We start from the raw sequence: 26,580 nt of genomic DNA on the forward strand, positions 1-26,580 counted from the left end.
CGCGACCGCGCGTGCGCCAACGATCGATAAAGAAACAGCTTGAACAGCGATAACCAAACTCCCCTGCTCGCGGTACGCCAGCTGCGCGTGCACTACCGTGGCCGGCGCTGGCTGCCCTGGCAGCCGGCACCGACGCTGCGCGCAATCGACGATCTCAACTTCAACCTGCACCGCGGCGAGATTCTCGGCGTGGTCGGCGAGTCGGGCTCGGGCAAGTCGACGCTGGCCCGCGTGCTGGTCGGACTGCAGGGCATCACTGCCGGCTCGGTGCGTTTCGAAGGGCGCGAGCTCAAAGGCCTGCACAAGCGCGACTGGCGCGCGCTGCGCCGCGACGTGCAGCTGGTGTTCCAGGACCCGCTCGCCAGCCTCAATCCCCGGCACAAGATCGGCCGCAGCATCGGCGAGCCGCTCAAAGCGCTGTATCCGGAAATGAGCCGCGAGGAGCGCCGCGACCGCGTGCGAGAAATGCTCGAACAGGTCGGGCTCGACGGCGTCGACGCCGAGCGCTATCCGCATGAATTCTCCGGCGGCCAGTGCCAGCGCGTCGCCATCGCCCGCGCCCTGATCGTGCGTCCGAAGCTGCTGATCTGCGACGAGCCGGTGTCGGCGCTCGACGTCTCGGTGCAGGCACAGATCGTCAACCTGCTGCGCGAGCTGCAGCGCCGCTACGATCTGGCGATCCTGTTCATCGCCCACGATCTCGCCGTGGTCCGCCACATCAGCGACCGCGTGCTGGTGATGTACTTCGGCAAGCTGATGGAGCAGGCCGATCGCGAGGCGCTGTTCAGCACGCCGCGCCATCCGTACACGCGCGCGCTGCTGGCGGCGATTCCCGGTCACGAGGCATTCCGCGGCTTCCGCGCCCGTGACGGCGAGCTGCCGAGCCCCTACGCGCCGCCGGTCGGCTGTCTGTTCGTGTCGCGCTGCCCGATGGCCGACGAGCAGTGCACGCGGCGTCCGCCGCATTACCGCCGATATGCGGACGGCGCCGTCGCGCTGTGCCATTACGCGAGCGAGTTCGGCCGCGACGGCATCGTCGATCTCGAGACCGCCGCTCTGGCGATGCGCTGAAACGAAAAGGCCGCGGCTCGCGCCGCGGCTTCGTCCTCTCCGCCAAAGGCCGCGGCCGGTTCAGGCGGCTTCCGGCGCCGCGCGCTTCTTGCCGGGCAGGATGCCCATCAGCTTGCAGATGATGCTGAGCATCACCTCGTCGGCGCCGCCGCCGATCGAGATGAGCCGCGAATCGCGGTAGGCGCGGCTCACGACGTTGTCCCACATGAAGCCCTGGCCGCCCCAGAACTGCAGACAGGCGTCGGTCACCTCGCGCGAGACGCGGCCGACCTTGAGCTTGCACATGCTGGCGAGCATCGCCAGCTGTTCCGGCGAGCGGCGGCCGGCGACATAGTCCTCGGTCGACTGGTAGATCAGCGCCTTCAGCGCTTCGACCTCGGTGCGCAGCTCGGCGAGGCGGAAATGCACGACCTGGTTGTCGAGCAGGGCCCGGCCGAAAGCCTGGCGCTGGCCGGTGTAGGCGATCGTGTCATCGATGAGGTTGAAGAGATTGTCGATGCCGCTGGCGGCGCCGAACAGCCGCTCCTCCTGGAACTGCAGCATCTGGTAGGTGAAGCCCATGCCTTCCTGGCCGATCAGGTTGCGCTGCGGCACGCGCACCTCGTCGAGGAAGATCATCGCCGTGTCGGAGGCGCGCATGCCGAGCTTGTCGAGCTTGGTCTTGCGGTCGATGCCCTTGGCATCCATCGGTACGACGATCAGGCTCTTGCTCCGGTGCGGCTTGCCGTCGGAGGTGTTGACCAGCATGCAGGCCCAGTCGGCCTGCGTGCCGTTGGTGATCCACATCTTCGAGCCATTGATGACGTAATCGCCGCCGTCCTTGCGCGCCGTCGTCCGGATGCCGGCGACATCGGAGCCGGCGCCCGCCTCGGACACCGCGATCGACACCACCATCTCGCCGCTGATCGCCGGCGCGAGATAGTCGCGGCGCAACGCGTCGGAACCGAAGCGGGCGAGCGCCGGCGTCGCCATGTCGGTCTGTACGCCGATCGCCATCGGCACCGAGCCGCACTTGCAGTTGCCGAGCGCCTGCGCGAACAGCACCTCGTAAGAATAGTCAAGGCCGAGACCGCCGTAGGCCGTCGGCTTGGTGATGCCGAGCAGGCCGAGCGCGCCCATCTTCTTCATGATCTCGTGTGCCGGCCAGATGCCGGCGCGCTCCCACGCATCGACGTGCGGATTCAGTTCTTCCTCGACGAAGCGCTTCGTGGTCCGGTAAATCTCCTGATGCTCGTGCGTAAGCTGCATTACCGGCGCTCCCGGGCTGAGTTCGAAGCGCTATATAAGACTCGCCTCGCGCGAAGGTCAATGCATCGCGAGCCACGCGCGGGCGTGGAGAAATGAAGATTACCGAACGAGCCGGAAGCGGTGAGCGCGAGCGCTCAATGCGGCTGGCGCGAGGGCTTCGGCAAGCCGTGCAGCCGCAGCTCGAACAGGGCCGGCCAGCGCTTGCCGGTGAAGTAGAAGAGGTCGCGCGGCGCGTCGTAGGCGATGCCGTTGAGCACGTCGTCGCTCGCGCTCCAGTTTGCCGGCTTGTCGAAGCGGGCACTGAGCGCGCCGAGATCGAGCCAGGCGCGCACGACGCCGTCGGCCGGGTCGATGACGGCGACGCGATCGGTCTGCCAGATGTTCGCGAAGATCAGGCCGCGCGCGTACTCGAGTTCATTGAGGCGCGTGACCGGCGTGTCGCCGTCGCGCACCTCGATGCTGCGCACCACATGGAAGTCATCGGGGTCGCGGAAGCGCAGCGTCGCGCTGCCGTCGCTCATGATGAGATGCCGCGCATCGTGCGTGAGGCCCCAGCCTTCGCCCTCGTAATGCAGCACGCGTTGCGGCGTGAAGTCGCGCGCGTCATAGACGACCGCGAGCTGTTCGTGCCAGGTCAGTTGATAGACGTGACCACCCGAACAGGTGATGCCTTCGCCGAACACGGCGGCCGGCAGCGGACGCCGCTGCAGCACCGCGCCATCGTCGATTCGCTTCCGAATTAGCGCAGAAAGGCCGTAAAGGCCGGTGCTCTCGAGCATCGCGCCATCGCAGATTTCGAGGCCTTCGGTGAAGTCTTCGCGTGCATGCGCAAGCATGCGAACGACCTCGTATCGCAAAGATGACGATGCCTTGAAATCCGCGTCAGAGCTACGTTTCAAGGCCATCGCGTCATTGCATGCAAGTGTCGTCGCGATGACGAAAAGCATGATGCGGATGAGCGGTGCACGCATGATCTTATGAAATCGTTCCGGATGAAGACGTTGATTTGAAAACTTTTTATCAGTAAAAATTCACAACGTGGAAACACGCAAGTGGGCGTTTTCCAAATCTGCGCGGAGATTTCCGCGAACCTTGTGAAACGAGGAGGATGTAAAGATGGCGACTGCGAAGAAGGCTGCTAAGAAGACGACGAAGAAGGCTGCCAAGAAGGCTCCGGCCAAGAAGGCGGTGAAGAAGGCGGTGAAGAAGGTTGCCAAGAAGGCGGCAAAGAAGGCAACCAAGAAGGCCACCAAGAAGACGGCGAAGAAGAAGTAAGCAGGTCTCGTCGCAAGGGCGGCCCTCTCGACGAGAGGACCAAAGCCGCACAGACTGCCGCCCACTTCCAATAAGTTCAAAGAGGCACTTCACTCCTGACGCCGCGGCTACTCGGTCTTCGACTAGCCGCGCTTTCTTCAGGATCGCGTTCCCCGACGCCCGACGAAGCCGCCGCTACAATGGCACCGCATCGTCCCGCCGCACCGGCGGCGACCTCCACGGGGAGTCCCCATCCATGATTCACAGCATGACGGGCTATGCCCGCGCCGAGGCGGCGTTTCCCTGGGGACGTCTGGCCTGGGAGCTGCGCTCCGTCAATCACCGCTACTTCGACGTGCAGTTCAAGCTGCCCGAGGAGTTCCGCGTGCTCGAAGGCGAGCTGCGGCAGGTGGCCGGCGGCAGGATCGCGCGCGGCAAGGTCGAATGCGGGCTGCGCTACACGCGCGACGCGACCGGCGCCGATCAGATCGAGCTCGACCACGCGCGCATCGCGCAGCTGAAGACCGCGCTCGACGCGCTGGCCGCCGAACTCGGCGCGACCGGCGTGCCGGAGCCGATGCGCGTGCTCGCCTATCCCGGCGTGGTGCGCGAGGAGCAGGCCGACTTCGCGCCGCTGCTCGCCGAGGCGCGCAAGCTGTTCGACGCGGCGCTGCGCGATTTCGCGGCGGCGCGCGCCAGAGAGGGCGAGCGCCTGCTGCAGTACATCGTCGAGCGCTGCGCGGCGATCGAGACGCTGGTCGGCGAGGTGCGCGCGCGGCATCCGCTGGTCCGCGAGCAATGGCTCGCGCGTCTGCAGGCGCGCTGCGCCGAACTCGGCGTCGATCTGGAGCCGCAGCGGCTCGCGCAGGAACTGGCGCTGATGGCGCAACGCCTCGACGTCGACGAGGAAATGTCGCGCCTGCTCAGCCATCTGCAGGAAGTGAAGACCTCGCTGGCGCGCGGCGAGTCGGTCGGCCGCCGTCTCGATTTCCTGATGCAGGAGCTGAACCGCGAGGCCAACACCCTGTCGTCGAAATCGCAGGACGCCGAGATGACGCGCTGCGCGGTGGAGATGAAGGTGGCGATCGAGCAAATTCGCGAGCAGGTGCAGAACATCGAGTAGCGCGAGGCGGCGCACGGGCTGTCGCGCGGCTGCGGCTGTCTTATAGTGGCATCGACGGTGGCGTCGGCTCGCGAAGCCGGCAGGACTGCCGCACACAAGACGCCGCATACAAGACGATGGGGGAGTGCCATGTCGATGCTCGCTTGCCGCACCGCGCTGGTCGCGGCGCTGATGTCCTTGCTGGTCGCCTGCGGCAGCAGCGATCCCGCGGCGGTCGATGAAGGTTCCGAGGTCGCGCTCGCGAAGTGCGGTCCCGGTTCGCAACCGGAGACGGGCGTGCAGGGCCAGGTGCCGCTCGCCGATCGCCAGAGCGGCCGCAATCTGCAGGGCTACCGTTGCAACCTCGAACTCGTCGGCCAGTATCAGGGTGCTGGCGCCAGCGTCGTCAGTCCGTCGTCCGGCACCTGCGCGTATCTGTCGACCAGCGGCGTGCTGCTCGATCCGCTGCAGGCGCTGGCGCCCGACCCCGGCGTGCTGGTCGTCGATGCCAGCGATCCGGCGCAGCCGCTGCGCGCGACGAATCTGGCGGGGCCGTCGATGCTGATCGGCACCTGGGAGTCGCTCAAGGTGAACGAACCGCGCAAGCTGCTCGGCGGCGTCGCCGTCGGCGCATTGACCGGCGCCGCCTTCTTCGACGTCTACGACATCGCCGACTGCGCGCATCCCGTTCATCTCAATGCGCTCGGCGGCACCGGACTCGAACTGCCGAACAACTTGCTCGGCCACGAAGGCAACTGGGCGCCGGACGGCCTGACCTACTGGGCGACCGGCCTGATCGGCGGTTCGATCACCGCGATCGACGTGGCCGGGCCGGGCCGGCCGAAGATCGTCTACACCGGCCTGCAGGGATTCCCCGCCAATCACGGCGCCGAGTTCAGCGCCGACGGCAAGACGATGTACCTCGCGACCTGCTTCCCCGGCGGCGTCGCCATCCTCGACGTCAGTGACGTGCAGGAGCGCAAGGCCGTGCCGCAGATCCGCCAGCTCGGCTCCGTCACCTGGAATCCGTTCAGCTGCGGCCAGCATGCGATTCCGGTGACCTGGCAGGGCAGGCCATACCTGATCGCGCCCGACGAATTCGATTCGGAAGGCATCCATATCATCGACATCACCGATCCGTCGCGGCCCGCGGTCGTGCGGCAGATCCAGCTGCAGATCCAGTTCAAGGAGAACGCTGCGCTGCGCACCGCGGACACCGCCGGCGACGGCCTGTTCGGCTACGAGTCGCACTACTGCGCGGTCGATCGCGCCGCCGATCCGACGGCGCTGGCCTGCGGCTATTTCCAGTCCGGCGTGCGCGTCTTCGACATCCGCGATCCGCGGCGCGTGCGCGAGATCGCCTACTACAACCCGCCGGCGCAGACCGGCAAGGGCCTGGCGCTGCAGCACTCGCTGCATGCCTGGATCGGCGGCCTGCTGCCGCCGATCTCCGATCTCTACACCTCGGATTCCGGCGTCAGCGTCGGTACGCTGAGCATCGACGCGCGCTACGTCGGTGCTTTCGTCGGCTCGCTGCCGCAGCTGCTCGCCAACGTCGGCAGCGGACCGCTGTCGGGCAATCTCGGCGCCGACTGGTGCAGCTCGCCGCCGCGCTTCGTCGGCGACCGGCTGTGGGTGACGTGCATGGACAACGGCTTCATGGTCCTGCAGTTCAGCAACGGCGTGTTCCCGATCCACTGAGCGTGCGCGCCTTCGCCATCGCCGCACTGTCGCTGCTCGCCGTGACGGTGTCCTGCGCGGCCGGCTACGGTTTCGGCCGACACGTGGTATCGGCCGCGGCGTCGTCCCCTGCGCCGGACCCGGTCGACGTCGGCTTCGCGCAGGCCATGCGCGCACACCACGATCAGGCCATCGTCATGACGCAGATCCTGCTCGGGCGCGGCGACACGCCGCTCGCCGGTCTGGCGCGCGCCATCCAGTCGGCGCAGCTGCTCGAGATCGGCCAGATGAAGGGCTGGCTGCAGCTGTGGCGGCAGCCGCTGCTGCCGGCGACGCCGGGCATGGACTGGATGCTGTTCGGACGCGAGCCGCCGGACGCCGCCCTGAAGCGCTACCTGAGCGACTGCCGCGATGCGGCCGGCGGCATGCCGGGTCTGGCGACACAGGAGGAGCTGGAGCGCCTGCGCCGGCTCGACGGTCCGGTGCGCGATCGGCTGTTCCTCGGACTGATGATCCGCCATCACGAGGGCGGGCTGCCGATGGCGCGCTTCGCGGCGCGCAATGCCGGCAGCGACGCAGTGCGCGCGCTGGGCGCCGAGATCGTCGCGCAGCAGACGCAGGAGCTGGCGACGATGGCGCTGGCGCTGCAGCATCTCGGCGGCGCCTAGCGGCGTCCCCGCAGGCGGCGAAGGGCCGGCCGCGCGCAGGCGAATGTTATAGTTCCGCGCACGGCCGGACCGGCGCGGAACATCAAGACCAACGACACGCAGCGCGCATGAGCCAGGGCAGCCTCTTCATCGTTTCGGCGCCGAGCGGCGGCGGCAAGACCAGCCTGACGCGCGCGCTGGTGCCCGAGCTTGCCAAGCACGGCGTCACTGCCACGATCTCCGTTTCCTTCACCACGCGCGCGCCGCGGCCGGGCGAGGTCGACGGCATCCACTATCACTTCATCGACGAAGCGCGTTTCCTCGAGAAGATCGCGCGCGGCGATTTCCTCGAGCACGCGCACGTGTTCGGCCGCCGCTACGGCACCGGCCTGTCGGAAACGCGGACCCTGCTCGACGCCGGCCACGACGTCATCCTCGACATCGACTGGCAGGGCGCGCGACAGGTCAAGCGCGAATGGCCGCAGGCGGTCGGCATCTTCATCGTGCCGCCGTCGGTGGAGGAGCTCGAACGCCGCCTGCGCGGCCGCAGCCAGGACAGCGACGCGGTGATCGCCGCGCGCATGCAGGAGGCGCACGACGAGATCTCGCACCATGCCGAGTACGACTACCTGATCGTCAACGAGCGCTTCGAGCAGGCGCTGACCGAGATGGCGGCGGTCTTCCTCGAGCCGCGCCTGCGCAGCCAGCGTCAGCTGACCCGCCACGCCGGCCTGGTCGCGCAGCTGCTGGCGCGGCGCGGCGCCTGACCGGCGACTGGCGCTCTGGCCGGCGAGACTGCTTTCCGGTATCATGCGCGACCCTTCAGATGTAAATGCCGGTGGTAGCAAGTCATGGCCCGTGTAACCGTTGAAGATTGCCTGGACAGAATCCCCAACCAGTTCGACCTGACCCTGGTCGCCGCCAAGCGTGCCCGCCAGCTGGCGCGCGGCGCCGAGGCCCGCCTGCCCTGGGGCAACCACAAGTCGACGGTGCTGTCGCTGCGCGAGATCGCCGAGGGCTATACCGACCGCTCGGTGCTCGACGAGGTCGACCTGCCGGCGATCCAGCAGCCGAAGATGGAGCTCGAAGCGCTCGACCCCTCGTTCGACGCCTGATCACCGGATCCCTTTTCCGCTTGACCGAAAGGCCCGCCTCGCGCGGGCCTTTCGCGTTTCGGCGGCCGCGCGATTTCGCTTGCGCCGCCCCTGCCGCGCCTCCATATACTCCGGTCATGGAACAGCTTTCCGTCATCCAGCGCCTGGGCAATGCGCTGCGCACGCAGCGCGCCGAACGCGAGTTCGGCATGGACGCGCTGGCGCGCATGCTGGAAGGCTATCTGCCGGACGAGCAGATCGCGCAGGTGCGCCGCGCCGCCGAATTCGCCAAGAACGTGCACGAGGGCCAGCGCCGCTCCTCGGGCGAGCCCTACGTCTATCACCCGCTGGCCGTGGCGCGCATCCTTGCCGAGATGCGCCTCGATCACACCACGCTGATCGCCGCGATCCTGCACGACGTGATCGAGGACACCGGCATCTCGCGCGAGCAGCTGGCGACCGAGTTCGGCGCCGACGTCGCGGCGCTGGTCGACGGCGTCAGCAAGATCGCCAAGATGGAAGGGCGCACGCGCGCCGAGATGCAGGCGGAGAGCTTCCGCAAGCTGCTGCTGGCGATGACCCAGGATCTGCGCGTGATCCTCGTCAAGCTCGCCGATCGCTTGCACAACATGCGCACGCTCGGCGTCATGGCGCCGGAGAAGAAGCGGCGCATCGCCCGCGAGACGCTGGACATCTACGCGCCGATCGCGCAGCGCCTCGGCATCTACTTCATCCGCACCGAACTCGAGGACCTGTCGTTCGCCAATCTCTATCCGCGTCGTTACGCGGTGCTGGTGCAGGCGATCAAGGCGCAGCTCGGCGACACGCGCAAGCTGATCCGCGAGGTCGAGCAGAAGCTGTCGACGGCGCTGCGCGAAGAGGGTATCGGCGCCAGCGTGGTCGGTCGCGAGAAGAACGTCTACGGCATCTACCAGAAGATGCTGCGCAAGAAGCTCAAGCTGCTGAAGGTCACCGACCTGCTCGGCTTTCGCGTCATCGTCGGCAAGGTCGACGACTGCTACCGCGCGCTCGGCGTCGCGCACCATGTCTACAAGCCGGTGCCGGGCGAATTCGACGACTACATCGCCAACCAGAAGTCGAACGGCTACCAGTCGCTGCACACCTCCTGCGTCGGCCCCGGCGGCCACAAGGTCGAGATCCAGATCCGTACACGCGACATGCACCATGTCGCCGAAAGCGGCATCGCCGCGCACTGGCAGTACAAGCTCGGCGAGCGCGACAGCCAGTCGGCGCCGCAGGTACGGGCGCGCGAATGGGTGTCCGGCCTGCTCGACGAGTTCGGCGGCACCAACGCGATCGACTTCGTCGACAACGTCAAGGTCGACCTGTTCCCCGACGAGGTCTACGTGTTCACGCCGCGTGGCGAGATTCGCCGCCTGCCGCGCGGCGCGACGCCGGTCGATTTCGCCTATGCCGTGCATTCCGAGCTCGGCGACCACTGCGTCGCGGCGCGTCTCGACGGCCAGCTCGAACCGCTCAACACGCATCTGAAGAACGGCCAGACGGTGGAGGTGATCACCTCGAAGCACGCGCGGCCGAACGCCGCCTGGCTGAACTTCGTGAAGACCGCCAAGGCGCGCGCCGCCGTGCGCGGCTACCTGCGCACGCAGCGCGAGGACGAGGCGGTGCGCCTCGGCCGTCGCCTGCTCGAAATCGCCATGCGCGAGCTCGACGTGCCCGCCGCCGTGCTGAAGGATGAGGCGCGTCTGCAGCCGGTGCTCAAGGGGCACCAGATGAGCGACGTCGAGGAACTGTTCGCGGCGATCGGCACCGGCGAGCGGCTCGCCGCGCTGGTGGCTCGGCACTTCCTGCCGGAAGGCGAGGCCGCCAAGCAGCCCGGCCACGCCGCGCCGCTGGCGATCGAGGGCACCGAAGGCCTCGTGCTCGACTACGCGCGCTGCTGTTATCCGCTGCCCGGCGACGAGATCCGCGGCCACGTCAGCACCGGCCGCGGCATCGTCGTGCATCGCCTCGACTGCAAGCACGCCAAGGCGCGCCCGCAGGACTGGGTGCCGCTGGCCTGGTCGGAGCGCGTGCAGGGCGACTTCCTCTCGGAAATCCGCATGAAGTCGATCCGCAAGCGCGGCATGCTGGCCAAGGTGACGGCCGAGATCGCCGGCGGCGAATCGTCGATCGAGAACGTGCAGATGCCGGACCGCGCCGGCAGCGAGGCGATCGAAATGCGCTTCGTCATCACCGTCAAGAGCCGCGTGCATCTGGCGCGCGTGCTGCGCCGCCTGCGCCGCATCGAGGGCGTCGAGAAGGTGCTGAGGGTCTGACACCCTTGGCGGCCGCGCGGGCATCGCCGACAATCGCGCGATCTCCTCATCCCGGGAACACGCATGGCCCGCCAGATCATTCATACCGACGACGCGCCGGCGGCGATCGGCACTTATTCGCAGGCGGTGCGCTGCGGCGACACGGTCTATCTCTCGGGACAGATCCCGCTCGATCCGAAGACCATGCAGCTGGTCAACGCGACGATCGAGGACGAGATCCACCAGGTCTTCAGGAATCTCGCGGCGGTCGCCAAGGCGTCCGGCGCCTCGCTCGCGCAGGTCGCCAAGCTCAACGTGTTCCTGACCGACCTCGCGCATTTCGCCAAGGTCAACGAGATCATGGCGCAGTATTTCAGCGCGCCGTTCCCGGCGCGCGCGGCGGTCGGCGTCGCGCAGCTGCCGCGCGGCGCGCGCGTCGAGGCCGACTGCATCATCGTCGTCGACTGACTTGGCTGCGTCGCGGCCGGTGTCCGGCGGCGCGAAGCCGCCGCTGACGCTCGACACCGAAGCGACCTTTCTCAAGGGCGCCGGCCCGGCGGTCGCCATGCGCCTGCGCGCGCTCGGCATCGAGCGCGTGCGCGACCTGCTGTTCCACCTGCCGCTGCGCTACGAGGACCGTCGCGCGCACCGGCCGATCGCGCAGCTGCGCAACGGCGAGGACGCGCTGGTGCGCGGCCGCGTCGTCGGCAGCGACGTGCGCTTCGCCGGCCGACGCACGCTGCGCGTGCAGATCGAGGACGGCAGCGGCACGCTGCTGCTGCGCTTCTTCCATTTCAACGAAGCGCAGCGCGCGAATCTCGGCGACGGCCGCTGGCTGCAGGCCTTCGGCACGGCGCGCGTCGGCGCGGCCGGCATCGAGATGGTCCATCCGCAGTATCGCGTCGCCGATCAGGCCGAGGAACTGCAGCCCGAGGCGACGCTGACGCCGATCTATCCGCTGACCACCGGACTCGCGCAGCCGCGTCTGCGCCAGCTGATCGCCCAGGCCTTGCAGCTGGCGGCACGCGACGCGGCGCTGATGCGGGTGCTGCCGGGCCTCGACGGCCCGGATACGCTTGCCGCGCTGCAGGCCATCCACCTGCCGAAGGACGATCATGACGCGCAGCGCCTGCTCGCGCAGACGCATCCCGCGCAGCGCCGCTTGAAGTGCGAGGAACTGCTCGCGCACCAGCTGAGCCTGCGTGTGCTGCGCCAGCGCCAGCGCAGCCGGCCGTCGCCACGTCTGCCACGCGCCGCGGAAGCCGAAGCCGAGCTGCAGGCCCAGCTCGGTTTCGCGATGACGGGCGCACAGCGTCGCGTGATCGCCGAGGTCTGTCGCGATCTCGGCGCCGCGCAGCCGATGCTGCGTCTCGTGCAGGGCGATGTCGGCAGCGGCAAGACGGTGGTGGCCGCCGTGGCGATGCTCGCCGCGGCGCGCGCCGGCCTGCAGGCGGCGCTGCTGGCGCCGACCGAGCTGCTCGCCGAGCAGCATCAGAAGAATCTCGCGCGCTGGTTCGCGCCGCTCGGCCTTGCGCCGCTGCTGCTCGCCAACAAGCTCAAGAAGACGCAACGCGAGACGGCGCTGGCGGCGATCGCCGGCGGCGCCGCGCCGCTGGTGGTCGGCACGCACGCGGTGTTCCAGGACGAGGTGAAATTCAGGAATCTGGCGGTCGTGGTGGTCGACGAGCAGCACCGCTTCGGCGTGCAGCAGCGTCTCGCATTGCGCGACAAGGGCGGCGCGCGCGCGCCGCACCAGCTGATCATGTCGGCGACGCCGATCCCGCGCACGCTGGCGCAGACCGTCTATGCCGATCTCGACATCTCGGTGATCGACGAGCTGCCGCCGGGCCGCACGCCGGTGCAGACCGTGGTGCTGTCGAACGAGAAGCGCGACGAGGTCCTGGCGCGGATCGGCGACGCCTGCCGGCAGAAGCGCCAGGCCTACTGGGTGTGCACGCTGATCGAGGAGTCCGACGAGCTGGACGCCGAAGCGGCGGAGGCGACGGCGACGCGCCTGCGCGCCGAACTGCCCGGCGTGCGCGTCGGCCTCGTGCATGGCCGCATGAAGGGCGAGGCCAAGGAGGAACAGATGCGCGCCTTCAAGGACGGCCTCACGCAACTGCTGGTGGCGACGACGGTGATCGAGGTCGGCGTCGACGTGCCGAACGCCAGCATCATGGTGATCGAGAACGCCGAGCGCCTGGGGCTGTCGCAGCTGCACCAGCTGCGCGGCCGCGTCGGGCGCGGCAGCGAGAAGAGCCAGTGCGTGCTGCTCTACCAGGGACCGCTCGGCGAAGCGGCGCGCGCGCGGCTCGAGACCATGCGCGCGACGACCGACGGCTTCGCGATCGCGCAGCGCGATCTCGAACTGCGTGGTCCCGGCGAACTGCTCGGCCGCCGGCAGACCGGCGAGATCGGCATGAAGCTCGCCGACCCGCTGCGCGACGCGCCGCTGATCCCGCAGCTGCAGCAGCTCGCCGAACGCTGGCTCGCCGAGGAACCCGAGGTGGCGAAACTGCTGATCGCACGCTGGGTCGGCGACGCGGACCGCTACGCGCGCGTCTGAAGCCGCCGTCGCGATGCCATACTGCGCACGATGACGCTGACGCGAGACAAGCTGGCCGACTGGTGGCGCCTGACGCGCATGCATCGGCCGATCGGCATCTATCTCCTGCTGTGGCCGACGCTGTGGGCGCTGTGGTTCGCGGCGCGCGGCCTGCCGCCGCTGCGCGTGCTGCTGGTGTTCGTGCTCGGCACGGTGCTGATGCGCGCCGCCGGCTGCGCGATCAACGACTACGCCGACCGCGACTTCGATCCGCACGTCAGCCGCACGAAGGACCGGCCGCTCGCCGCCGGCAGGGTCAGCGGGCGCGAAGCCGTGGCGATCTTCGTGCTGCTCTCGCTGCTTGCCTTCGCGCTGCTGCTGTCGCTGCGCAATGCGGACGCGATCCTGCTGTCGCTGCCGGCGGTGCTGCTCGCCGGCAGCTATCCGTTCGCCAAGCGTGTGCTGGCGATTCCGCAGGCGATCCTCGGCCTCGCGTTCTCGGCCGGCATTCCGATGGCCTATGCCGCGGTGCGCGGCACGGTCGACTGGGGCATGGCGACGGCGCTGATCGCCGCCAATCTCTGCTGGGTGATCGCCTACGACACCTATTACGCGATGGCGGATCGCGACGACGACCTGAAGATCGGCGTGAAATCTTCGGCGATCCTCTTCGGTCGCCACGATCGACTGGCCACCGCGCTCCTGCAGGGCCTGTCGTTCGCGCTGCTGATCGGCATCGGCGTGCACGATGGCCGCGGCGTCTTCTGGCACGCCGGCATCGCCGTCGGCGTGCTGTGCGCGCTGCACGAGCAGCGCCTGATCCGCGAGCGCGAGCCGGCCGCCTGCTTTCGCGCCTTCCTGCACAGTCACAACATCGGCCTGGCGGTGCTGCTCGGCCTCGCGCTCGACTACGCCGTCTGAGACCGCGCGGCGTCAGTCGGCGTTAAGACCGCCGCGGCAGGATGGAGCGGCCCCGGATGGCGGGCCTGCCGATATGCCGCGATGCGTCCGATCGTTGTCGCCTGCCTGCTGCTGCTGACGAGCGCCTGCGCGACGCAGCGCGGCGCGCTGCCGTCCTTCGAGGCGCGCGCGCCGCTGTCGTATCGCATGCAGCCGGGCATCGTCTATACGCCGGACGGCTGGCCCCAACGTCTGCGCGGCGATCTGTATCGCCCCGACGGCGATGCGCTGCGGCCGGCCGTCGTGCTGCTGCACGGTGGCGCCTGGTTCCGCGGCGGGCGCGGCGAAATGATCCACATCGCGCAGGCGCTCGCCGAGCACGGCTACATCGCCTTCAGCATCGACTACCGGCGCGCGCCGGACTATCACTATCCGGCGCCGGTCGACGATTTGCGCGCCGCGCTGCGCTGGCTCGACGCGCACGCCGACGAACTCGGCGTCGACCGCCGGCGCGTCGCGCTGTGGGGCTATTCGTCCGGCGCGCAGATCGCCGGCGTCGTGGCGACCGACGAACCGGCGCGCCAGGTGCCGCCGATCGCCGCCGCCGTGCTCGGCGCGATGCCGGCCGATCTCGTGCGCCTGGCGCGCGCCGGCATCGTCGAGCGCTACATCGGCGCGCCGCTCGACGAGGCGCGGGACGCCTACGTGAACGCCTCGCCGCTGTCGCGCATCAGCGCGCACAGCGCGCCGATGTTGCTCTATCACGGCACCTGGGACTGGCTGATCGGCGCCGACAATTCGCGGCGCATGTACGGAGGCCTGCGCGCGCTCGGCGTGCCGTGCGCGCTGTACCTGCAGCACGGCACCGGCCATTTCACGACCTTTCTCTACGACCGCGGCCCGCTGCGCGCCGGACTCGCGTTCCTCGATCAAAGACTGGCAGTGCCCGGTGAGGCGCCGCCGGCCGCGACGCGCTGAAGGCGCCGGAACCGCCTACGGTGCGCGGGCGATCGCCCAGGCTTCGACTTGGCAGGCACCGGCGCGCAGGCAGGCGCGCGCCAGCTCGGCGAGCGTCGCGCCGGTGGTCATCACATCATCGAGCAGGGCGACGCGCAGATCGCGCACGCCGGCATCGACGACGAAGGCGCCGCGCACATTGCGTCGCCGCTCGACGGCGTGCATGCCGATCTGGTCGCGCGTCGCGCGCCGGCGTTCCGCCCAGCGCGGTTCGACGCGCAAGCCGTCGCGCCGGGCGAGCGCGCGCGCCAGCTCGACGCTCTGGTTGTAGCCGCGCCGCCACAGGCGCAGCGGGTGCAGCGGCACCGGGATGATCACGTCCGGCAGGGGCCGGCCGCGCGCGTGCAGGGCATCGGCCAGCAGTTCGCCGAAGACGTGCGCGTGGAGAAAGGCCGCGCGGTATTTCAAGGCGTGGATCTGCTGCTGCGTCGGCGTCGCCAGGCGCAGCGGCGCCCAGGCGGCGGCGAACGGCGGCGGATGCGCGAGGCAGTCGGCGCAGACACCATCGTGATGCTGCGGCTGGGCGCAGCGCGGGCAGGCCGGATCGTTCCACGGCAGCGTCGCGCGGCAGGCCGCGCACAGCGGCAGGCCGGCGCAGGGCGCGTCGCAGAACTGGCAGCGCAGCGGCGCCAGCTCGGTGGCAACCGCGCGCCAGATGTCAACCATGAAGTGCATTTTCAGTTGACAAGTCCCCGTTTGCTCCAAGACCATGCCGCCGTGAGCCCCGCAGCTGCCGCCTCGGCGTGCCAAGTGCGGAATCTCCACAACAAAATACGATCATTTGACACGAGGCCAGGGCCTCGCGAAGGAAAGCCTCATGTCCGCCGTGCTGACGCCCTCATCCTCGTCTCCGGATATCAATAAGGACACCGCGCCGCGCGCCGGCGCCGACGACGGCCTGCGCCACGACTGGACGCTGGCCGAGGTCCAGGCCCTGTTCGACCTGCCGTTCAACGATCTGCTGTTCCGCGCGCAGACGATACACCGCCAGTACCACGATCCGAACCTGGTGCAACTGTCGACCCTGCTGTCGATCAAGACCGGCGCCTGTCCCGAGGACTGCGCGTACTGCCCGCAGTCGGTGCGCTTCGAGACCGGCCTGAAGAAGGAGCCGCTGCTGCCGCTGGCCGCGGTCGTCGAAGCGGCGAAGGAAGCCAAGGCCAATGGCGCGACGCGCTTCTGCATGGGCGCCGCCTGGCGTTCGCCGAAGGATCGCGACATCGAGCGCGTCGAGGCGATGGTGCGCGCGGTGAAGGACATGGGCCTGGAAACCTGCGTCACGCTCGGCATGCTCAAGCCGGCGCAGGCGCAGCGTCTCGCCGACGCCGGCCTCGATTACTACAACCACAATCTCGATACCTCGCCGGAGTTCTACGGCAAGATCATCACCACGCGCACCTACGAGGACCGTCTGCAGACGCTCGACAACGTGCGCGGGGCCGGCATCAAGGTCTGCTGCGGCGGCATCGTCGGCATGGGCGAAGAGCAGCAGGATCGCGCCGCGCTGCTGCGCCAGCTCGCCAATCTCGACGTGCATCCGGAAAGCGTGCCGATCAACAACCTCGTGCAGGTCGAAGGCACGCCGCTGAAAGGCCAGGACGAGGTCAACCCGATCGACTTCGTGAAGATGATCGCCGTCGCCCGCGTGATCATGCCGAAGTCGCAGGTGCGCCTGTCGGCCGGCCGCCAGCAGATGAGCGAGGAAATGCAGGCGCTGTGCTTCTTCGCCGGCGCCAACTCGATCTTCTACGGCGAGCGCCTGCTGACCACCGAGAACCCGCAGAACGCCAAGGACCAGGCGCTGATCGCGCGGCTCGGCATGCGTATCGAAGGCCGCGTCGAATCGCTGAGCGGCGACAGCTGCGGCCACGCGCCTGCCGGGCAGGCGCAGGGCGGCTGCGGCGGCGCGTCGTCCTGCAGCAGTCACTGAGCACGCCGATGGCGGCCGATGATCTGCGCGCCGTGAAGCCGCTGGCGAGCCATCTCGCGGCCGAGCTCGCGCGCATTCGCGCGGCCGATCTGTACCGCACGCGGCGCGTCATCGATGGCGGCCACGGCGCGACGATCCGGGTCGACGGCCGCGACTGCGTCAATTTCTGCAGCAACGATTATCTCGGCCTCGCCGCCGACCCGCGTCTCGCCGAGAGCGCGAAGCGCGCCCTGGCCGACGGCACCGGCAGCGGCGCCGCGGCGCTGGTCAGCGGCTACAACCGCGAACACCAGCAGCTCGAAGCGGAAGTCGCCGCCTTCGTCGGCCGGCCGCGTGCGCTGCTGTTCTCGACCGGCTGGGCAGCCAACCTCGGCGTACTGCGCGGCCTGCTCGGCCGCGACGACGTGCTGGTCGCCGACGAACTCAACCACGCCTCGCTGATCGATGGCGGGCGCCTGTCCGGCGCGCATTACCTGCGCGCCGCGCACGGCGACGCCGCGGCGTTCGCGCGCGCGCTCGGCGACGCGCCCGAGGCGCGGCTCAAGCTCGCGGTGACCGACGGCGTGTTCAGCATGGACGGCGATCTGGCACCGCTGCGCGAACTGGGCGCGCACTGCAGCGCGCAGGGCGCGGCGCTGATGGTCGACGACGCGCACGGCTTCGGCGTGCTCGGCGCCACCGGGCGCGGCACGCCGGAGCGGCTCGGCGTGACGCCGGACATTCACGTCGGCACCTTCGGCAAGGCGGCCGGCGCCGCCGGGGCGTTCGTCGCCGGCAGCGAAGACCTCATCGAATATCTCGTGCAGCGCGCACGCAGCTGGGTGTTCTCGACCGCGCCGCCGCCGGCGGTCGCCGCCGCGGCGCGGCGCGGCCTGCAATTGATCGCCGCGGAGCCGGAACGCCGCGCGCGGCTGTTCGACAACATCCGCCGCTTCCGCGACGGCGCGCGCCAGCTCGGCATCGCCCTGCGCGATTCGTCGACGCCGATCCAGCCGATCGTGCTCGGCGACGCGGCGCGCGCGCTGCGCCTGTCGAGCCGCCTGTTCGAGCAGGGCCTCTGGGTCGCCGCGATCCGTCCGCCGACCGTGCCGGTCAACACCTCGCGGCTGCGCATCACGCTGTCGGCGGCGCACACGCCGGCGCAGATCGATACGCTGCTGGCGGCGCTCGCGGCGGGCCTGCGCGAACGGCCGTGAGCGCCGTCGTCGCACTCGACGCGCGCCGCGCCGCGCGCAATTTCTCGGCGGCCGCGCCGCGCTACGAGCAGGCGGCGCAGCTGCAGGCGACGACGCGCGCGCAGCTGCTGGAGCAGCTCGGCGCGCAGCAGTCGCAGGCGCGCTGCATCGTCGACCTCGGCTGCGGCACCGGCCTTGCCGTGCCGCTGCTCCGCGAGCGTTATCCCGATGCCCGCGTCATCGGCCTCGATCGCGCCGCCGGCATGATCGATGTCGCGCGCGGCACGGCGCTGCGCGACGCCGTCGTCGCCGACGCGCAGGCGCTGCCGTTCGCCGCGGCCTCGGTCGATCTGCTCTACGCCAATCTGTCGCTGCAGTGGTGTCCGCGGCCGCAGGCGGCGCTGCGCGAGGCGGCGCGCGTGCTGCGGCCGGACGGCCTGCTGGCGATGGCGGTGCCGGGTCCGGCGACCTTGCAGGAATTGCGCCTGGCCTGGCGGCAGATCGACGACGACGAACACGTGCATCGCTTCGCGCCGCTGGATCGCTGGCTGGCCCAGGCAAGCGCGGCCGGTCTCGTGCTCGCCGACCGGCACACGGCGCTGTACCGGCCGCGGCACCGTGATGCCCTGGCGCTCATGCAAAGCCTGCGCGACATCGGCGCCGTCAACGCCAGCACCGCGCGCCGCCAGCGCTGGCTCGGCAAGTCGGCGCTGGCGCGGCTCGAGGCCGCCTACGCGCCGCGGCACGCCGACGGCACGATCGCGGCGAGCTGGGAAATCTTCTATCTGCTGCTGCGCCGGCCGCCGTGACGCGCGGCATGGCCACCGGCGGCGCCGCCACACTGTTCGTCACCGGCACCGACACCGGTGTCGGCAAGACGCGCGCCGCCGCCGCGCTGATCGGCTGCGCACGCGCGATCGGCATCGACGCGGTCGGCTACAAGCCGGTCGCCGCCGGCTGCACGGCGACCGCCGACGGCTGGCGCAACGACGATGCCGAACAGCTGCTGGCCGCCAGCGGCGGCGGGCTCGCCTACGCCGACGTCAATCCGCTCGCGCTGCCGGCGGCGATCGCGCCGCACCTCGCCGCGCGCGATGTCGGCCTGCGCATCGACACCGCGATCCTCGATGCGGGACACGCGCGGCTGGCAGCGCGCCACGCGCTGCTGATCGTCGAAGGCGCCGGCGGCTGGCGCGTGCCACTCGACGAGCGCATCGACTTCGCCGACTGGGTCGGTGGCCACCGCTGGCCGGTCGTGCTCGTGGTGGCCTTGCGCCTGGGCTGTCTCAATCATGCGCTGCTCAGCGTCGAGGCCATCCTGCGCCGCACCACGCTGGCCGGCTGGATCGCCAACGTGCTGCCGCCGCCGCAGGAGCGCTGGCAGGACAATCTCGACAGCCTGCGCGCGCGCCTGCCGGCGCCGTGTCTCGGCGTGCTGCCGCCGGACGGTGACGCCGCCGCCAACCGTGCCGCGCTGGACACGAGCGCGACGCGCAGTCTGCTCGGCCGCGCTTGATCGTGTCCGCTATCGCACACGAAACCTTTTGCGCGGCTTTTACGCGATGCACTACAATTCCGCGGCTTGACGAGCCGGCCACGCCCTATGTTCCGGGACACGCAGCTGATGATCGGTCCGAACGCGTCGTTGACGGTCGGGCAGGCATGGCTGTTCTTCGGACTGATGGCGGCCACCGGTTTGGGCGTTGCGGGTCTGATGGCGGCGCGGGGGCTATGGCCGATCCTGCCATTTGCCGGACTGGAACTGGCGGCGCTGGGCACCGCGCTTTACGTCTCGGTGCGCCGCAATGGCTATCGTGAAGTGATCCGGATGTCGGGGGAGACGGTGCATGTGGAATTCGGCATGCTCGGTCGCGGTGCCTCGGCGACGGTGAGCTTGTCGCGCTGGTGGACCCGTGCCGTGCTCGAGCCCGGCGCCCATCGCAATGCGCCGAGTCGCCTGCTGCTGCGCTGCGCCGGCCAGCGGATCGAGATCGGGCGCTGCCTGACGGAAGAAGAGCGGGAACAGTTGCACGGGCGGTTGCAGGAACTATTGTCACCCGTCCGGCCGAAGACGCCGGGCGCGCGAGGCGGGGAGCCCGCGCAAGAGTTGCCATTTGGAGAACGATGATGTCGATGAAGGGATGGCTGGCGCGAGTCGCGGCAGGTACCGCAATGGCCCTGACGGCGCTGCAGGCCGTGGCGTACACGCAGACCAGCAACGGCTGGAACATGCCCACCGGCGTGACCGAGATCGCCCATGAGGTGCACAAGCTGCACATGTGGGTGTTCGGGGTCGTGACCATCATCGGCATCTTGGTGTTCGGCGTGATGATCTACTCGATCATCCAGCACCGCCGCTCGAAGCATCCCAAGCCGGCCGATTTCCACGAAAGCATCAAGGTCGAGATCGCCTGGACCATCATTCCCTTCCTGATCCTCGTCGGCCTCGCGATCCCGGCCGCCGGCACGCTGATCAAGATGGAGGACACGCGCAATTCCGAGATGACGGTGAAGGTCACCGGCTATCAGTGGAAGTGGCAGTACGAGTACGTCGGTGAAGGCGTATCCTTCTTTTCCACGCTCTCGCAGGAATCCAACGTCGCGCGCCAGACCGGCTCCGGCGTCGACGTGACCAAGGTGCCGAACTACCTCGTCGATGTCGACAATCCGCTGGTGCTGCCGGTCGGCAAGAAGATCCGCTTCCTGATCACCGCCAACGACGTGATCCACGCCTGGTGGGTGCCGGAGTTCGCCGTCAAGAAGGACGCGATCCCGGGCTACATCAACGAAGTGTGGACCCGGATCGAGCAGCCGGGCGTCTATCGCGGCGTCTGCGCCGAACTCTGCGGTCGCGACCACGGCTTCATGCCGATCGTCGTGCGCGCCGTTCCCGAGGCGGAATTCAAGGCCTTCCTCGACGGCAAGAAGGGCGGCAAGACGGAAGTCGCCGCCGCCGCGCCGGGCACCGCGAGCGATGCCGCGCCGGCCGCTGCGCCTGCGCCGGCCGCCACCGAAGTCGCCAACGCCGGCGCCAAGCCCGCCGCCGCGCCGGCCGCCGCCAAGGAGCTCGGCCAGGACGAGCTGATGGCGAAGGGCGAGAAGGTCTACGCCGCCAACTGCTCGGCCTGCCACCAGGCCAGCGGCGCCGGCCTGCCGCCGAACTTCCCGAGCCTGCACGGCAGCAAGATCGCCAACGGCCCGGCCGAGGCGCACATCGAGCAGATCCTCAAGGGCAAGAATCTGATGCCGCCGTTCCCGCAGCTGTCCGACGAGGACATCGCCGCGGTGGCCACCTACGAACGCCAGTCCTGGGGTAACAAGGGCAGCGTCGTCCAGCCTTCGCAAGTTGCCGCGCTGCGCAAGTAAGCCGCGCTAGAGAGAACTCAGGAGTACCGCAATGGCGACAACACACGAGCAGCACGGGCACGACGCTCACGCACACGACGACCACGCGCACCACGGCCCCGACAAGGGCATCATGCGCTGGATCAAGACCACGAACCACAAGGACCTGGGTACGCTGTACCTGTTCTTCTCGTTCACCATGTTCTTCATCGGCGGCATCATGTCGCTGATCATCCGCGCCGAGCTGTTCCATCCCGGCATGCAGTTCGTGCAGCCCGAGTTCTTCAACTCGATGACGACGATGCACGCGCTGGTGATGATCTTCGGCGGCGTCATGCCGGGCTTCGTCGGCCTCGCCAACTGGATGGTGCCGATGATGATCGGCTGTTCGGATCTCGCCCTACCGCGCGTCAACAACTGGGGCTTCTGGATCCTGCCGTTCGGCTTCGCGATGATGCTGTCGACGCTCTTCATGGAGGGCGGCGGTCCGGCCGGCGGCTGGACGATGTATCCGCCGCTGATGCTGCAGACCGGCAACGCCTTCCCGTTCCTGATCTTCTCGGTCCACCTGCTCGGCATCTCGTCGATCACCGGCGCCATCAACGTCGTCGTGACGATCCTCAACATGCGCACGCCGGGCATGACGCTGCTGAAGATGCCGCTGTTCGTGTGGACCTGGCTGATCACGGCGTACCTGCTGATCGCCGTCATGCCGGTGCTCGCCGGCGCGGTGACCATGCTGCTCACCGACAAGTACTTCGGCACCAGCTTCTTCACGGCGGCCGGCGGCGGCGACCCGGTGCTGTTCCAGCACGTGTTCTGGTTCTTCGGTCACCCCGAGGTCTACATCCTCATCCTGCCGGCGTTCGGCGTGGTGTCGACGATCATCCCGACCTTCGCGCGCAAGCCGCTGTTCGGCTACGACTCGATGGTCTACGCGACGGCGGCGATCGGCTTCCTGTCGTTCATCGTCTGGGCGCACCACATGTTCACGGTCGGCATGCCGCTGGCCGGCGAGCTGTTCTTCATGTTCGCCACGATGCTGATCGCCGTGCCGACCGGCGTGAAGGTGTTCAACTGGGTCGCGACCATGTGGCGCGGTTCGATGACCTTCGAGACGCCGATGCTGTTCGCGCTCGGCTTCGTGTTCCTGTTCACGATCGGCGGTTTCTCGGGCCTCATGCTGGCCATGACGCCGGTCGACTTCCAGTACCACGACACCTACTTCGTGGTCGCGCACTTCCACTACGTGCTGGTGCCGGGCGCGGTGTTCTCGATCATCGCCGCCATCTACTACTGGATCCCGAAGTGGACCGGGCGCATGTACAACGAGGCGGCCGGCAAGCTGCATTTCTGGCTGTCGGCGATCTTCATCAACCTGACGTTCTTCCCGCAGCACTTCGTCGGCCTCGCCGGCATGCAGCGCCGCGTGCCGGACTACGCCGTGCAGTTCACCGACTTCAACGAGGTCAGCACGATCGGCGCGTTCGGCTTCTTCCTCTCGCAGTTCATCTTCATCTTCAACATGCTCGCCTGCTGCTACGGCTGGTTCGGCCGCAAGCAGACGGCGCCGGCCCGCGTCTGGGAAGGCGCGCGCGGCCTCGAATGGACGGTACCGTCGCCGGCGCCCTACCACACCTTCGAGGATCCGCCGCAGCTGCCGGCCTCCGAAGTCACCGGCGTGCACGACGCCGAGGCCACGCACCACTGAGGATCGGGCCGTCGCACCTCGAGTGCGTGACGGCCAAGACCTCGAACGACGATGAACGACAAAGCCCGCTCGCGCCGCAACGTCCTGCTGTTCTGGGTGCACATCGCGCTCGCGGCGGTGGTGCTCGGCTGGTTCGTCTACTCGGTCGCCCACAAGTGAGCGGGCAGATGAACGGACTGCAGCGCCGCAATCGCAACCACTGGGTGCGCCTGCTGTTCGTCACCGCCGGCATGTTCGGCTTCGGCTTCGCGACGGTGCCGCTGTACAACAAGCTCTGCTACGCGATCGGCCTCAACGGCCGCGTCGCCAACGAAGCGTCCGCCGTCAAGCCGGTCGCGGTCGACACCAGCCGCACCGTCACGGTCGAGTTCCTGACCACGGTCAATGGCGGCCGGCCGTGGAAATTCGCGGCCGACCAGGCGCAGGTCGTGGTGCACCCCGGCGCGATGACCACGGTGAGCTTCGATTTCGCCAACACGCAGGACCATGCGATCGTCGCGCAGGCGGTGCCGAACATCGCGCCGCCCGACGCCGCCCAGTACCTGCGCAAGACCGAGTGCTTCTGCTTCAGCCGACAGTCGTTCGCGGCGGGCGAGGAGAAGCACATGCCGGTCGTCTTCACGCTGGATCCGGCGCTGCCGCGGGATATCGACCGCATCACGCTGGCGTATACCTTTTTCGATGTCACTGACGTTGCACAGAAGAACTGAGACAGGAGCTAGTCATGGGAACCCCTGCCGCGCATGACGCGCAACACGGCGAACGCTACTTCGTCCCCGCGCCGAGCGTGTGGCCGTTCATCCTGACCGCGGCGCTGGTCTGCCTGGTGGTCGGCGTGTCGAGCTATCTCGAGGACGATCACATCGGTCCGTTGCCGATCTATGCCGGCGGCGCGCTGGCGATCGCCATCATCTTCCTGTGGTTCCGCGACATCGTCGCGGAGAGCGAGGGCGGCCGGTACAGCGCGCAGGTCGACCGCACCTACCGCTGGGGCATGTCCTGGTTCATCTTCTCCGAAGTGATGTTCTTCGGCGCCTTCTTCGGCGCGCTGTTCTACGCACGCGAGCTGTCGCTGCCCTGGCTCGGTGGCGAAGGCACCAAGACGGCGACCAATCTGTTCCTGTGGCCGGGCTTCGAGGCCGGCTGGCCGTCCAACGGTCCGGCCAATGCCGGCGGCGCGTTCCAGACGATTCCGGCGTTCAGCGTGCCGCTGCTCAACACCATCCTGCTGCTCAGCTCGGGCGTGACCATCACGCTGGCGCATCACGCGCTGAAGGCCGGCAAGCGCCTGCCGACGATCCTGTGGATGTGGGCGACGGTCGGCTTCGGCGTGGCCTTCCTCTACTTCCAGGCGCACGAGTACATCGAGGCCTACACCGAGCTGAACCTGACCCTGAAGTCCGGCGTCTACGGCTCGACCTTCTTCATGCTGACCGGCTTCCACGGCATGCACGTCACGCTCGGCACGATCATGCTGATCACGATCACGCTGCGCCTGATGAAAGGCCACTTCAAGCCGGACTCGCACTTCGGCTTCGAAGGCGTGGCCTGGTACTGGCACTTCGTCGACGTGGTCTGGCTCGGCCTGTTCGTCGTCGTGTACTGGCTCTGAGGCTGCACGCGATGCAAGAAAAGGGCGACCTCCGGGTCGCCTTTTTCGTTTGCATCGTTACCCAGTCCTGGGACGCCGTCCCTGGCGCGGATGCGGCGCGACGATCTACTCCAGGGCGGCATTCGTCGTAACTCGGCATGACATCGAGTCATGCCTCGCCAAGGCCGAATGCTCCTTGGCGCCCGCTGGTGCCTGCGACGGTCCGCCGGACAGTCGCTTTACGGCACCAGCCCATGCGGATGAATCCAGCCCATGAAGTACGACAGCACGACGAAGATCAGCAGCGTGACCGACAGGGCGATGCGGATCTTCAGGCCGATCAGCGTGCGCCGTCGCGAGCTCGGGTCGCGCACGAGGAAGATCATGCTCGTCAGCAGGGCGACGACGACCGCGATCAGCAGAACGACGATGATGGTCTTGACGAGCATGGGCGGAGGCCGGCGACGGAATGCGGCATCATAGCGCCGCGATGCCGGGCCCGCGGTGGGTGCCGGCATCCTGCACTTTCCCAGAGACCCGATGACGCGCAAGAAATTCCGGCCGACCTGGTGGGCGCTGCTGCTCGTGCCGACGCTGAGCGCCCTGATGATCGCGCTCGGCGTCTGGCAGCTGCGGCGCGGCTTCGACAAGCAGGCCCTGCTCGATCGCTACGCGCAGGCCGCCGAGCAGGCGCCGCGCCACATCGATGCGCAGACGGTCGCGGCGCATGGCGCGATCGAACGCGCCGTCGTGCGGGGGCACTACGATGCGGGCCGTCAGCTGCTGCTCGACAACCAGGGCTACGAGGGGCAGCCGGGTTATCATGTATGGACGCCGTTCGTGCAGACCGACAGCAGCACGGTGCTGGTCGATCGCGGCTGGATCGCGCGGCCGCAGGCGCAGACCGCGCCGGCGCTGGCGGTCGGCGACGAGACGCGCGAACTGTACGGCTACTGGCGCAGCTTGCCGGAGCCGGGGCTGCGCCTGCAGGCCGACAACTGCGCGGTGCGGCCCTGGCCGCGCGTCGTGCAGTATCCGACGGCGGCCGATCTGCAATGCCTGTACGGGCCTTCGGTCGCCGCCGGCCTGCTGCTGCTGGATGCCGGCGCGGCCGACGGTTACGTCCGCGAGTGGAAGACGGCGCCGGAGCTGCAGCCGGCCAAGCACTACGGCTATGCGGCGCAATGGTTCGCGTTCACGCTCACGCTGATCGCGATTTTCGTCAAACTGAGTTTTCGCAGCCCTTCATGAACCAGGTTCCCCGCGGGCGCGGCCAGCTTCTGCTGCTGGCGGCGCTGTTCTTCGGACCGCTGCTCGCAGCCGTCCTGCTGTATTTCGTCTTCCCGCAGTTCACGCCGACGGCGCGCACCAACTACGGCGCGCTGATCAATCCGGCGCGGCCCGTGCCGGAGACGCTGGCGCTGCTCGATGCCGACGGCAAGGCCTACGATCGCGAGGCCCTGCGCGGCCACTGGACCTATCTGTATCTCGGCGCCGACCAGTGCGATGCGGTGTGCGCCAACAAGCTGTTCCAGTTCCGCCAGATCCGCATTCTGCTCAACGAGAAGCGCGATCGCGTGCAGCGCGTCTATCTGGCGCCGGACGCCGGCGCGCTGCCGGCGCTGCGCGAGCAGCTCAGCAGCACGCATCCCGATCTGCACTTCTATGCGGAGAGCGGCGCGCCGCGGCTGCGCGAGTTTCTCGCGCCCGACGGTGCGCCGGCGCAGGCGGTCTATCTGATCGATCCGCTCGGCAACTGGCTGATGGTCTATCCGGCGACGGTCGACGGTGCCGATCTCGATTACAAGAAAGTACTCAAGGACATCAAGAAGCTGTTGTCGATCTCGCAGATCGGCTGAGCGTGCGCTTTGCGCCTGTCCGGTTTGTGATGGCCAGCGGGCATGCGCTGAGGACGGCCGGGCCGGGCTTGCAAAAGGCTCCCGTGTCGCGCCCTGGACCGCCCCGATGAACCCGCAAGGGCTGCGTCTTCC

27 protein-coding genes are annotated in these 26,580 nt (G+C 68.7%); 23 read left to right on the plus strand and 4 right to left on the minus strand.

What is annotated here, in order from left to right:
- Nucleotides 1-39: 39 nt before the first annotated feature.
- Nucleotides 40-1,071 (plus strand): ABC transporter ATP-binding protein, encoded by a 1,032-nt coding sequence (locus K344_RS22260; RefSeq protein WP_043114830.1) that lies wholly within the window; start codon nucleotides 40-42, stop codon nucleotides 1,069-1,071.
- A 60-nt stretch (nucleotides 1,072-1,131) separates the two neighbouring features.
- Here the strand turns inward: K344_RS22260 and K344_RS0117100 are convergent, their stop codons facing one another.
- Nucleotides 1,132-2,319, minus strand: a complete 1,188-nt coding sequence (locus K344_RS0117100; RefSeq protein ID WP_028081695.1) for an acyl-CoA dehydrogenase family protein — start codon at nucleotides 2,317-2,319, stop codon at nucleotides 1,132-1,134.
- Nucleotides 2,320-2,453: 134 nt separating this feature from the next.
- Nucleotides 2,454-3,290 (minus strand): glutaminyl-peptide cyclotransferase, encoded by an 837-nt coding sequence (locus K344_RS22265; RefSeq protein WP_084197568.1) that lies wholly within the window; start codon nucleotides 3,288-3,290, stop codon nucleotides 2,454-2,456.
- A 145-nt stretch (nucleotides 3,291-3,435) separates the two neighbouring features.
- Here K344_RS22265 and K344_RS24360 point away from each other — a divergent pair, with 145 nt between their 5' ends.
- The 11 genes from K344_RS24360 (at nucleotide 3,436) to K344_RS22280 (ending at nucleotide 14,798) form a co-directional block, all read left to right on the plus strand.
- On the plus strand, nucleotides 3,436-3,594 hold the full coding sequence (locus tag K344_RS24360) for a hypothetical protein (protein WP_051362347.1): 159 nt from the start codon (nucleotides 3,436-3,438) through the stop codon (nucleotides 3,592-3,594).
- A 235-nt stretch (nucleotides 3,595-3,829) separates the two neighbouring features.
- On the plus strand, nucleotides 3,830-4,696 hold the full coding sequence (locus K344_RS0117115; RefSeq protein ID WP_028081696.1) for a YicC/YloC family endoribonuclease: 867 nt from the start codon (nucleotides 3,830-3,832) through the stop codon (nucleotides 4,694-4,696).
- Between the two features lie 129 nt (nucleotides 4,697-4,825).
- The gene (locus K344_RS0117120) at nucleotides 4,826-6,376 is read left to right on the plus strand and encodes an LVIVD repeat-containing protein (protein WP_028081697.1); all 1,551 of its coding nucleotides are present in this window, start codon (nucleotides 4,826-4,828) and stop codon (nucleotides 6,374-6,376) included.
- A 2-nt stretch (nucleotides 6,377-6,378) separates the two neighbouring features.
- On the plus strand, nucleotides 6,379-7,023 hold the full coding sequence (locus K344_RS22275) for a DUF305 domain-containing protein (protein ID WP_051362348.1): 645 nt from the start codon (nucleotides 6,379-6,381) through the stop codon (nucleotides 7,021-7,023).
- 107 nt (nucleotides 7,024-7,130) lie between these two features.
- On the plus strand, nucleotides 7,131-7,769 hold the full coding sequence (gene gmk, locus K344_RS0117130; RefSeq protein ID WP_028081698.1) for a guanylate kinase: 639 nt from the start codon (nucleotides 7,131-7,133) through the stop codon (nucleotides 7,767-7,769).
- A gap of 84 nt (nucleotides 7,770-7,853) precedes the next feature.
- Nucleotides 7,854-8,117 carry a DNA-directed RNA polymerase subunit omega gene (gene rpoZ / locus K344_RS0117135; protein ID WP_028081699.1) on the plus strand — a complete coding sequence of 88 codons (264 nt, stop codon included), beginning with the start codon at nucleotides 7,854-7,856 and terminating at the stop codon, nucleotides 8,115-8,117.
- Between the two features lie 116 nt (nucleotides 8,118-8,233).
- Complete coding sequence (locus K344_RS0117140; protein ID WP_028081700.1) at nucleotides 8,234-10,396, plus strand: RelA/SpoT family protein; 2,163 nt, start codon at nucleotides 8,234-8,236, stop codon at nucleotides 10,394-10,396.
- Between the two features lie 63 nt (nucleotides 10,397-10,459).
- The gene (locus tag K344_RS0117145) at nucleotides 10,460-10,843 is read left to right on the plus strand and encodes a RidA family protein (RefSeq protein WP_028081701.1); all 384 of its coding nucleotides are present in this window, start codon (nucleotides 10,460-10,462) and stop codon (nucleotides 10,841-10,843) included.
- 43 nt (nucleotides 10,844-10,886) lie between these two features.
- Nucleotides 10,887-12,941 carry an ATP-dependent DNA helicase RecG gene (gene recG, locus K344_RS0117150; RefSeq protein WP_028081702.1) on the plus strand — a complete coding sequence of 685 codons (2,055 nt, stop codon included), beginning with the start codon at nucleotides 10,887-10,889 and terminating at the stop codon, nucleotides 12,939-12,941.
- Nucleotides 12,942-12,971: 30 nt separating this feature from the next.
- Nucleotides 12,972-13,841, plus strand: a complete 870-nt coding sequence (gene ubiA, locus K344_RS0117155) for a 4-hydroxybenzoate octaprenyltransferase (protein ID WP_028081703.1) — start codon at nucleotides 12,972-12,974, stop codon at nucleotides 13,839-13,841.
- 81 nt (nucleotides 13,842-13,922) lie between these two features.
- On the plus strand, nucleotides 13,923-14,798 hold the full coding sequence (locus tag K344_RS22280) for an alpha/beta hydrolase (protein WP_043114831.1): 876 nt from the start codon (nucleotides 13,923-13,925) through the stop codon (nucleotides 14,796-14,798).
- Between the two features lie 15 nt (nucleotides 14,799-14,813).
- Here K344_RS22280 and K344_RS0117165 read toward each other — a convergent pair whose 3' ends face one another.
- Nucleotides 14,814-15,503 (minus strand): ComF family protein, encoded by a 690-nt coding sequence (locus tag K344_RS0117165; RefSeq protein ID WP_043114885.1) that lies wholly within the window; start codon nucleotides 15,501-15,503, stop codon nucleotides 14,814-14,816.
- 151 nt (nucleotides 15,504-15,654) lie between these two features.
- Between K344_RS0117165 and bioB the strand changes: the two genes are divergently transcribed.
- The 9 genes from bioB (at nucleotide 15,655) to K344_RS0117210 (ending at nucleotide 24,610) form a co-directional block, all read left to right on the plus strand.
- A complete protein-coding gene (gene bioB / locus K344_RS22285) occupies nucleotides 15,655-16,767 on the plus strand; it encodes a biotin synthase BioB (protein WP_084197571.1) in 1,113 nt (370 codons plus the stop codon).
- Between the two features lie 8 nt (nucleotides 16,768-16,775).
- Nucleotides 16,776-17,963, plus strand: coding sequence for an 8-amino-7-oxononanoate synthase (bioF, locus tag K344_RS0117175; RefSeq protein ID WP_051362350.1), 1,188 nt, complete (start codon nucleotides 16,776-16,778; stop codon nucleotides 17,961-17,963).
- Nucleotides 17,960-18,751, plus strand: a complete 792-nt coding sequence (locus tag K344_RS22290; protein WP_043114832.1) for a methyltransferase domain-containing protein — start codon at nucleotides 17,960-17,962, stop codon at nucleotides 18,749-18,751. Before bioF ends, K344_RS22290 begins: the two co-directional genes overlap by 4 nt.
- 8 nt (nucleotides 18,752-18,759) lie before the next feature.
- Nucleotides 18,760-19,458, plus strand: a complete 699-nt coding sequence (gene bioD, locus K344_RS22295; RefSeq protein WP_043114890.1) for a dethiobiotin synthase — start codon at nucleotides 18,760-18,762, stop codon at nucleotides 19,456-19,458.
- A gap of 108 nt (nucleotides 19,459-19,566) precedes the next feature.
- Nucleotides 19,567-20,070 carry a DUF2244 domain-containing protein gene (locus K344_RS22300; protein ID WP_169729316.1) on the plus strand — a complete coding sequence of 168 codons (504 nt, stop codon included), beginning with the start codon at nucleotides 19,567-19,569 and terminating at the stop codon, nucleotides 20,068-20,070.
- Nucleotides 20,070-21,308, plus strand: a complete 1,239-nt coding sequence (gene coxB, locus K344_RS0117190; protein ID WP_043114891.1) for a cytochrome c oxidase subunit II — start codon at nucleotides 20,070-20,072, stop codon at nucleotides 21,306-21,308. Before K344_RS22300 ends, coxB begins: the two co-directional genes overlap by 1 nt.
- Nucleotides 21,309-21,339: 31 nt before the next feature.
- Entirely contained in the window at nucleotides 21,340-22,998 is a 1,659-nt protein-coding gene (gene ctaD / locus K344_RS22305) for a cytochrome c oxidase subunit I (RefSeq protein ID WP_043114835.1), read from the plus strand.
- A gap of 167 nt (nucleotides 22,999-23,165) precedes the next feature.
- Nucleotides 23,166-23,708: a cytochrome c oxidase assembly protein gene (locus tag K344_RS22310; RefSeq protein WP_051362351.1), complete on the plus strand. Its 543-nt coding sequence runs from the start codon at nucleotides 23,166-23,168 to the stop codon at nucleotides 23,706-23,708.
- Between the two features lie 14 nt (nucleotides 23,709-23,722).
- A complete protein-coding gene (locus K344_RS0117210; RefSeq protein ID WP_028081707.1) occupies nucleotides 23,723-24,610 on the plus strand; it encodes a cytochrome c oxidase subunit 3 in 888 nt (295 codons plus the stop codon).
- Nucleotides 24,611-24,828: 218 nt separating this feature from the next.
- Here K344_RS0117210 and K344_RS0117215 read toward each other — a convergent pair whose 3' ends face one another.
- On the minus strand, nucleotides 24,829-25,038 hold the full coding sequence (locus tag K344_RS0117215) for a DUF2909 family protein (RefSeq protein WP_028081708.1): 210 nt from the start codon (nucleotides 25,036-25,038) through the stop codon (nucleotides 24,829-24,831).
- Nucleotides 25,039-25,129: 91 nt separating this feature from the next.
- Here K344_RS0117215 and K344_RS0117220 point away from each other — a divergent pair, with 91 nt between their 5' ends.
- Both K344_RS0117220 and K344_RS22315 read left to right on the plus strand, forming a co-directional pair.
- The gene (locus K344_RS0117220; RefSeq protein ID WP_028081709.1) at nucleotides 25,130-25,840 is read left to right on the plus strand and encodes an SURF1 family protein; all 711 of its coding nucleotides are present in this window, start codon (nucleotides 25,130-25,132) and stop codon (nucleotides 25,838-25,840) included.
- Nucleotides 25,837-26,448, plus strand: a complete 612-nt coding sequence (locus K344_RS22315) for an SCO family protein (RefSeq protein ID WP_051362352.1) — start codon at nucleotides 25,837-25,839, stop codon at nucleotides 26,446-26,448. The genes K344_RS0117220 and K344_RS22315 overlap by 4 nt, the downstream gene beginning before the upstream one ends.
- Nucleotides 26,449-26,580: the final 132 nt, after the last annotated feature.

The sequence above is a fragment of the Solimonas soli DSM 21787 genome (assembly GCF_000474945.1).
GTDB lineage: Bacteria > Pseudomonadota > Gammaproteobacteria > Nevskiales > Nevskiaceae > Solimonas > Solimonas soli.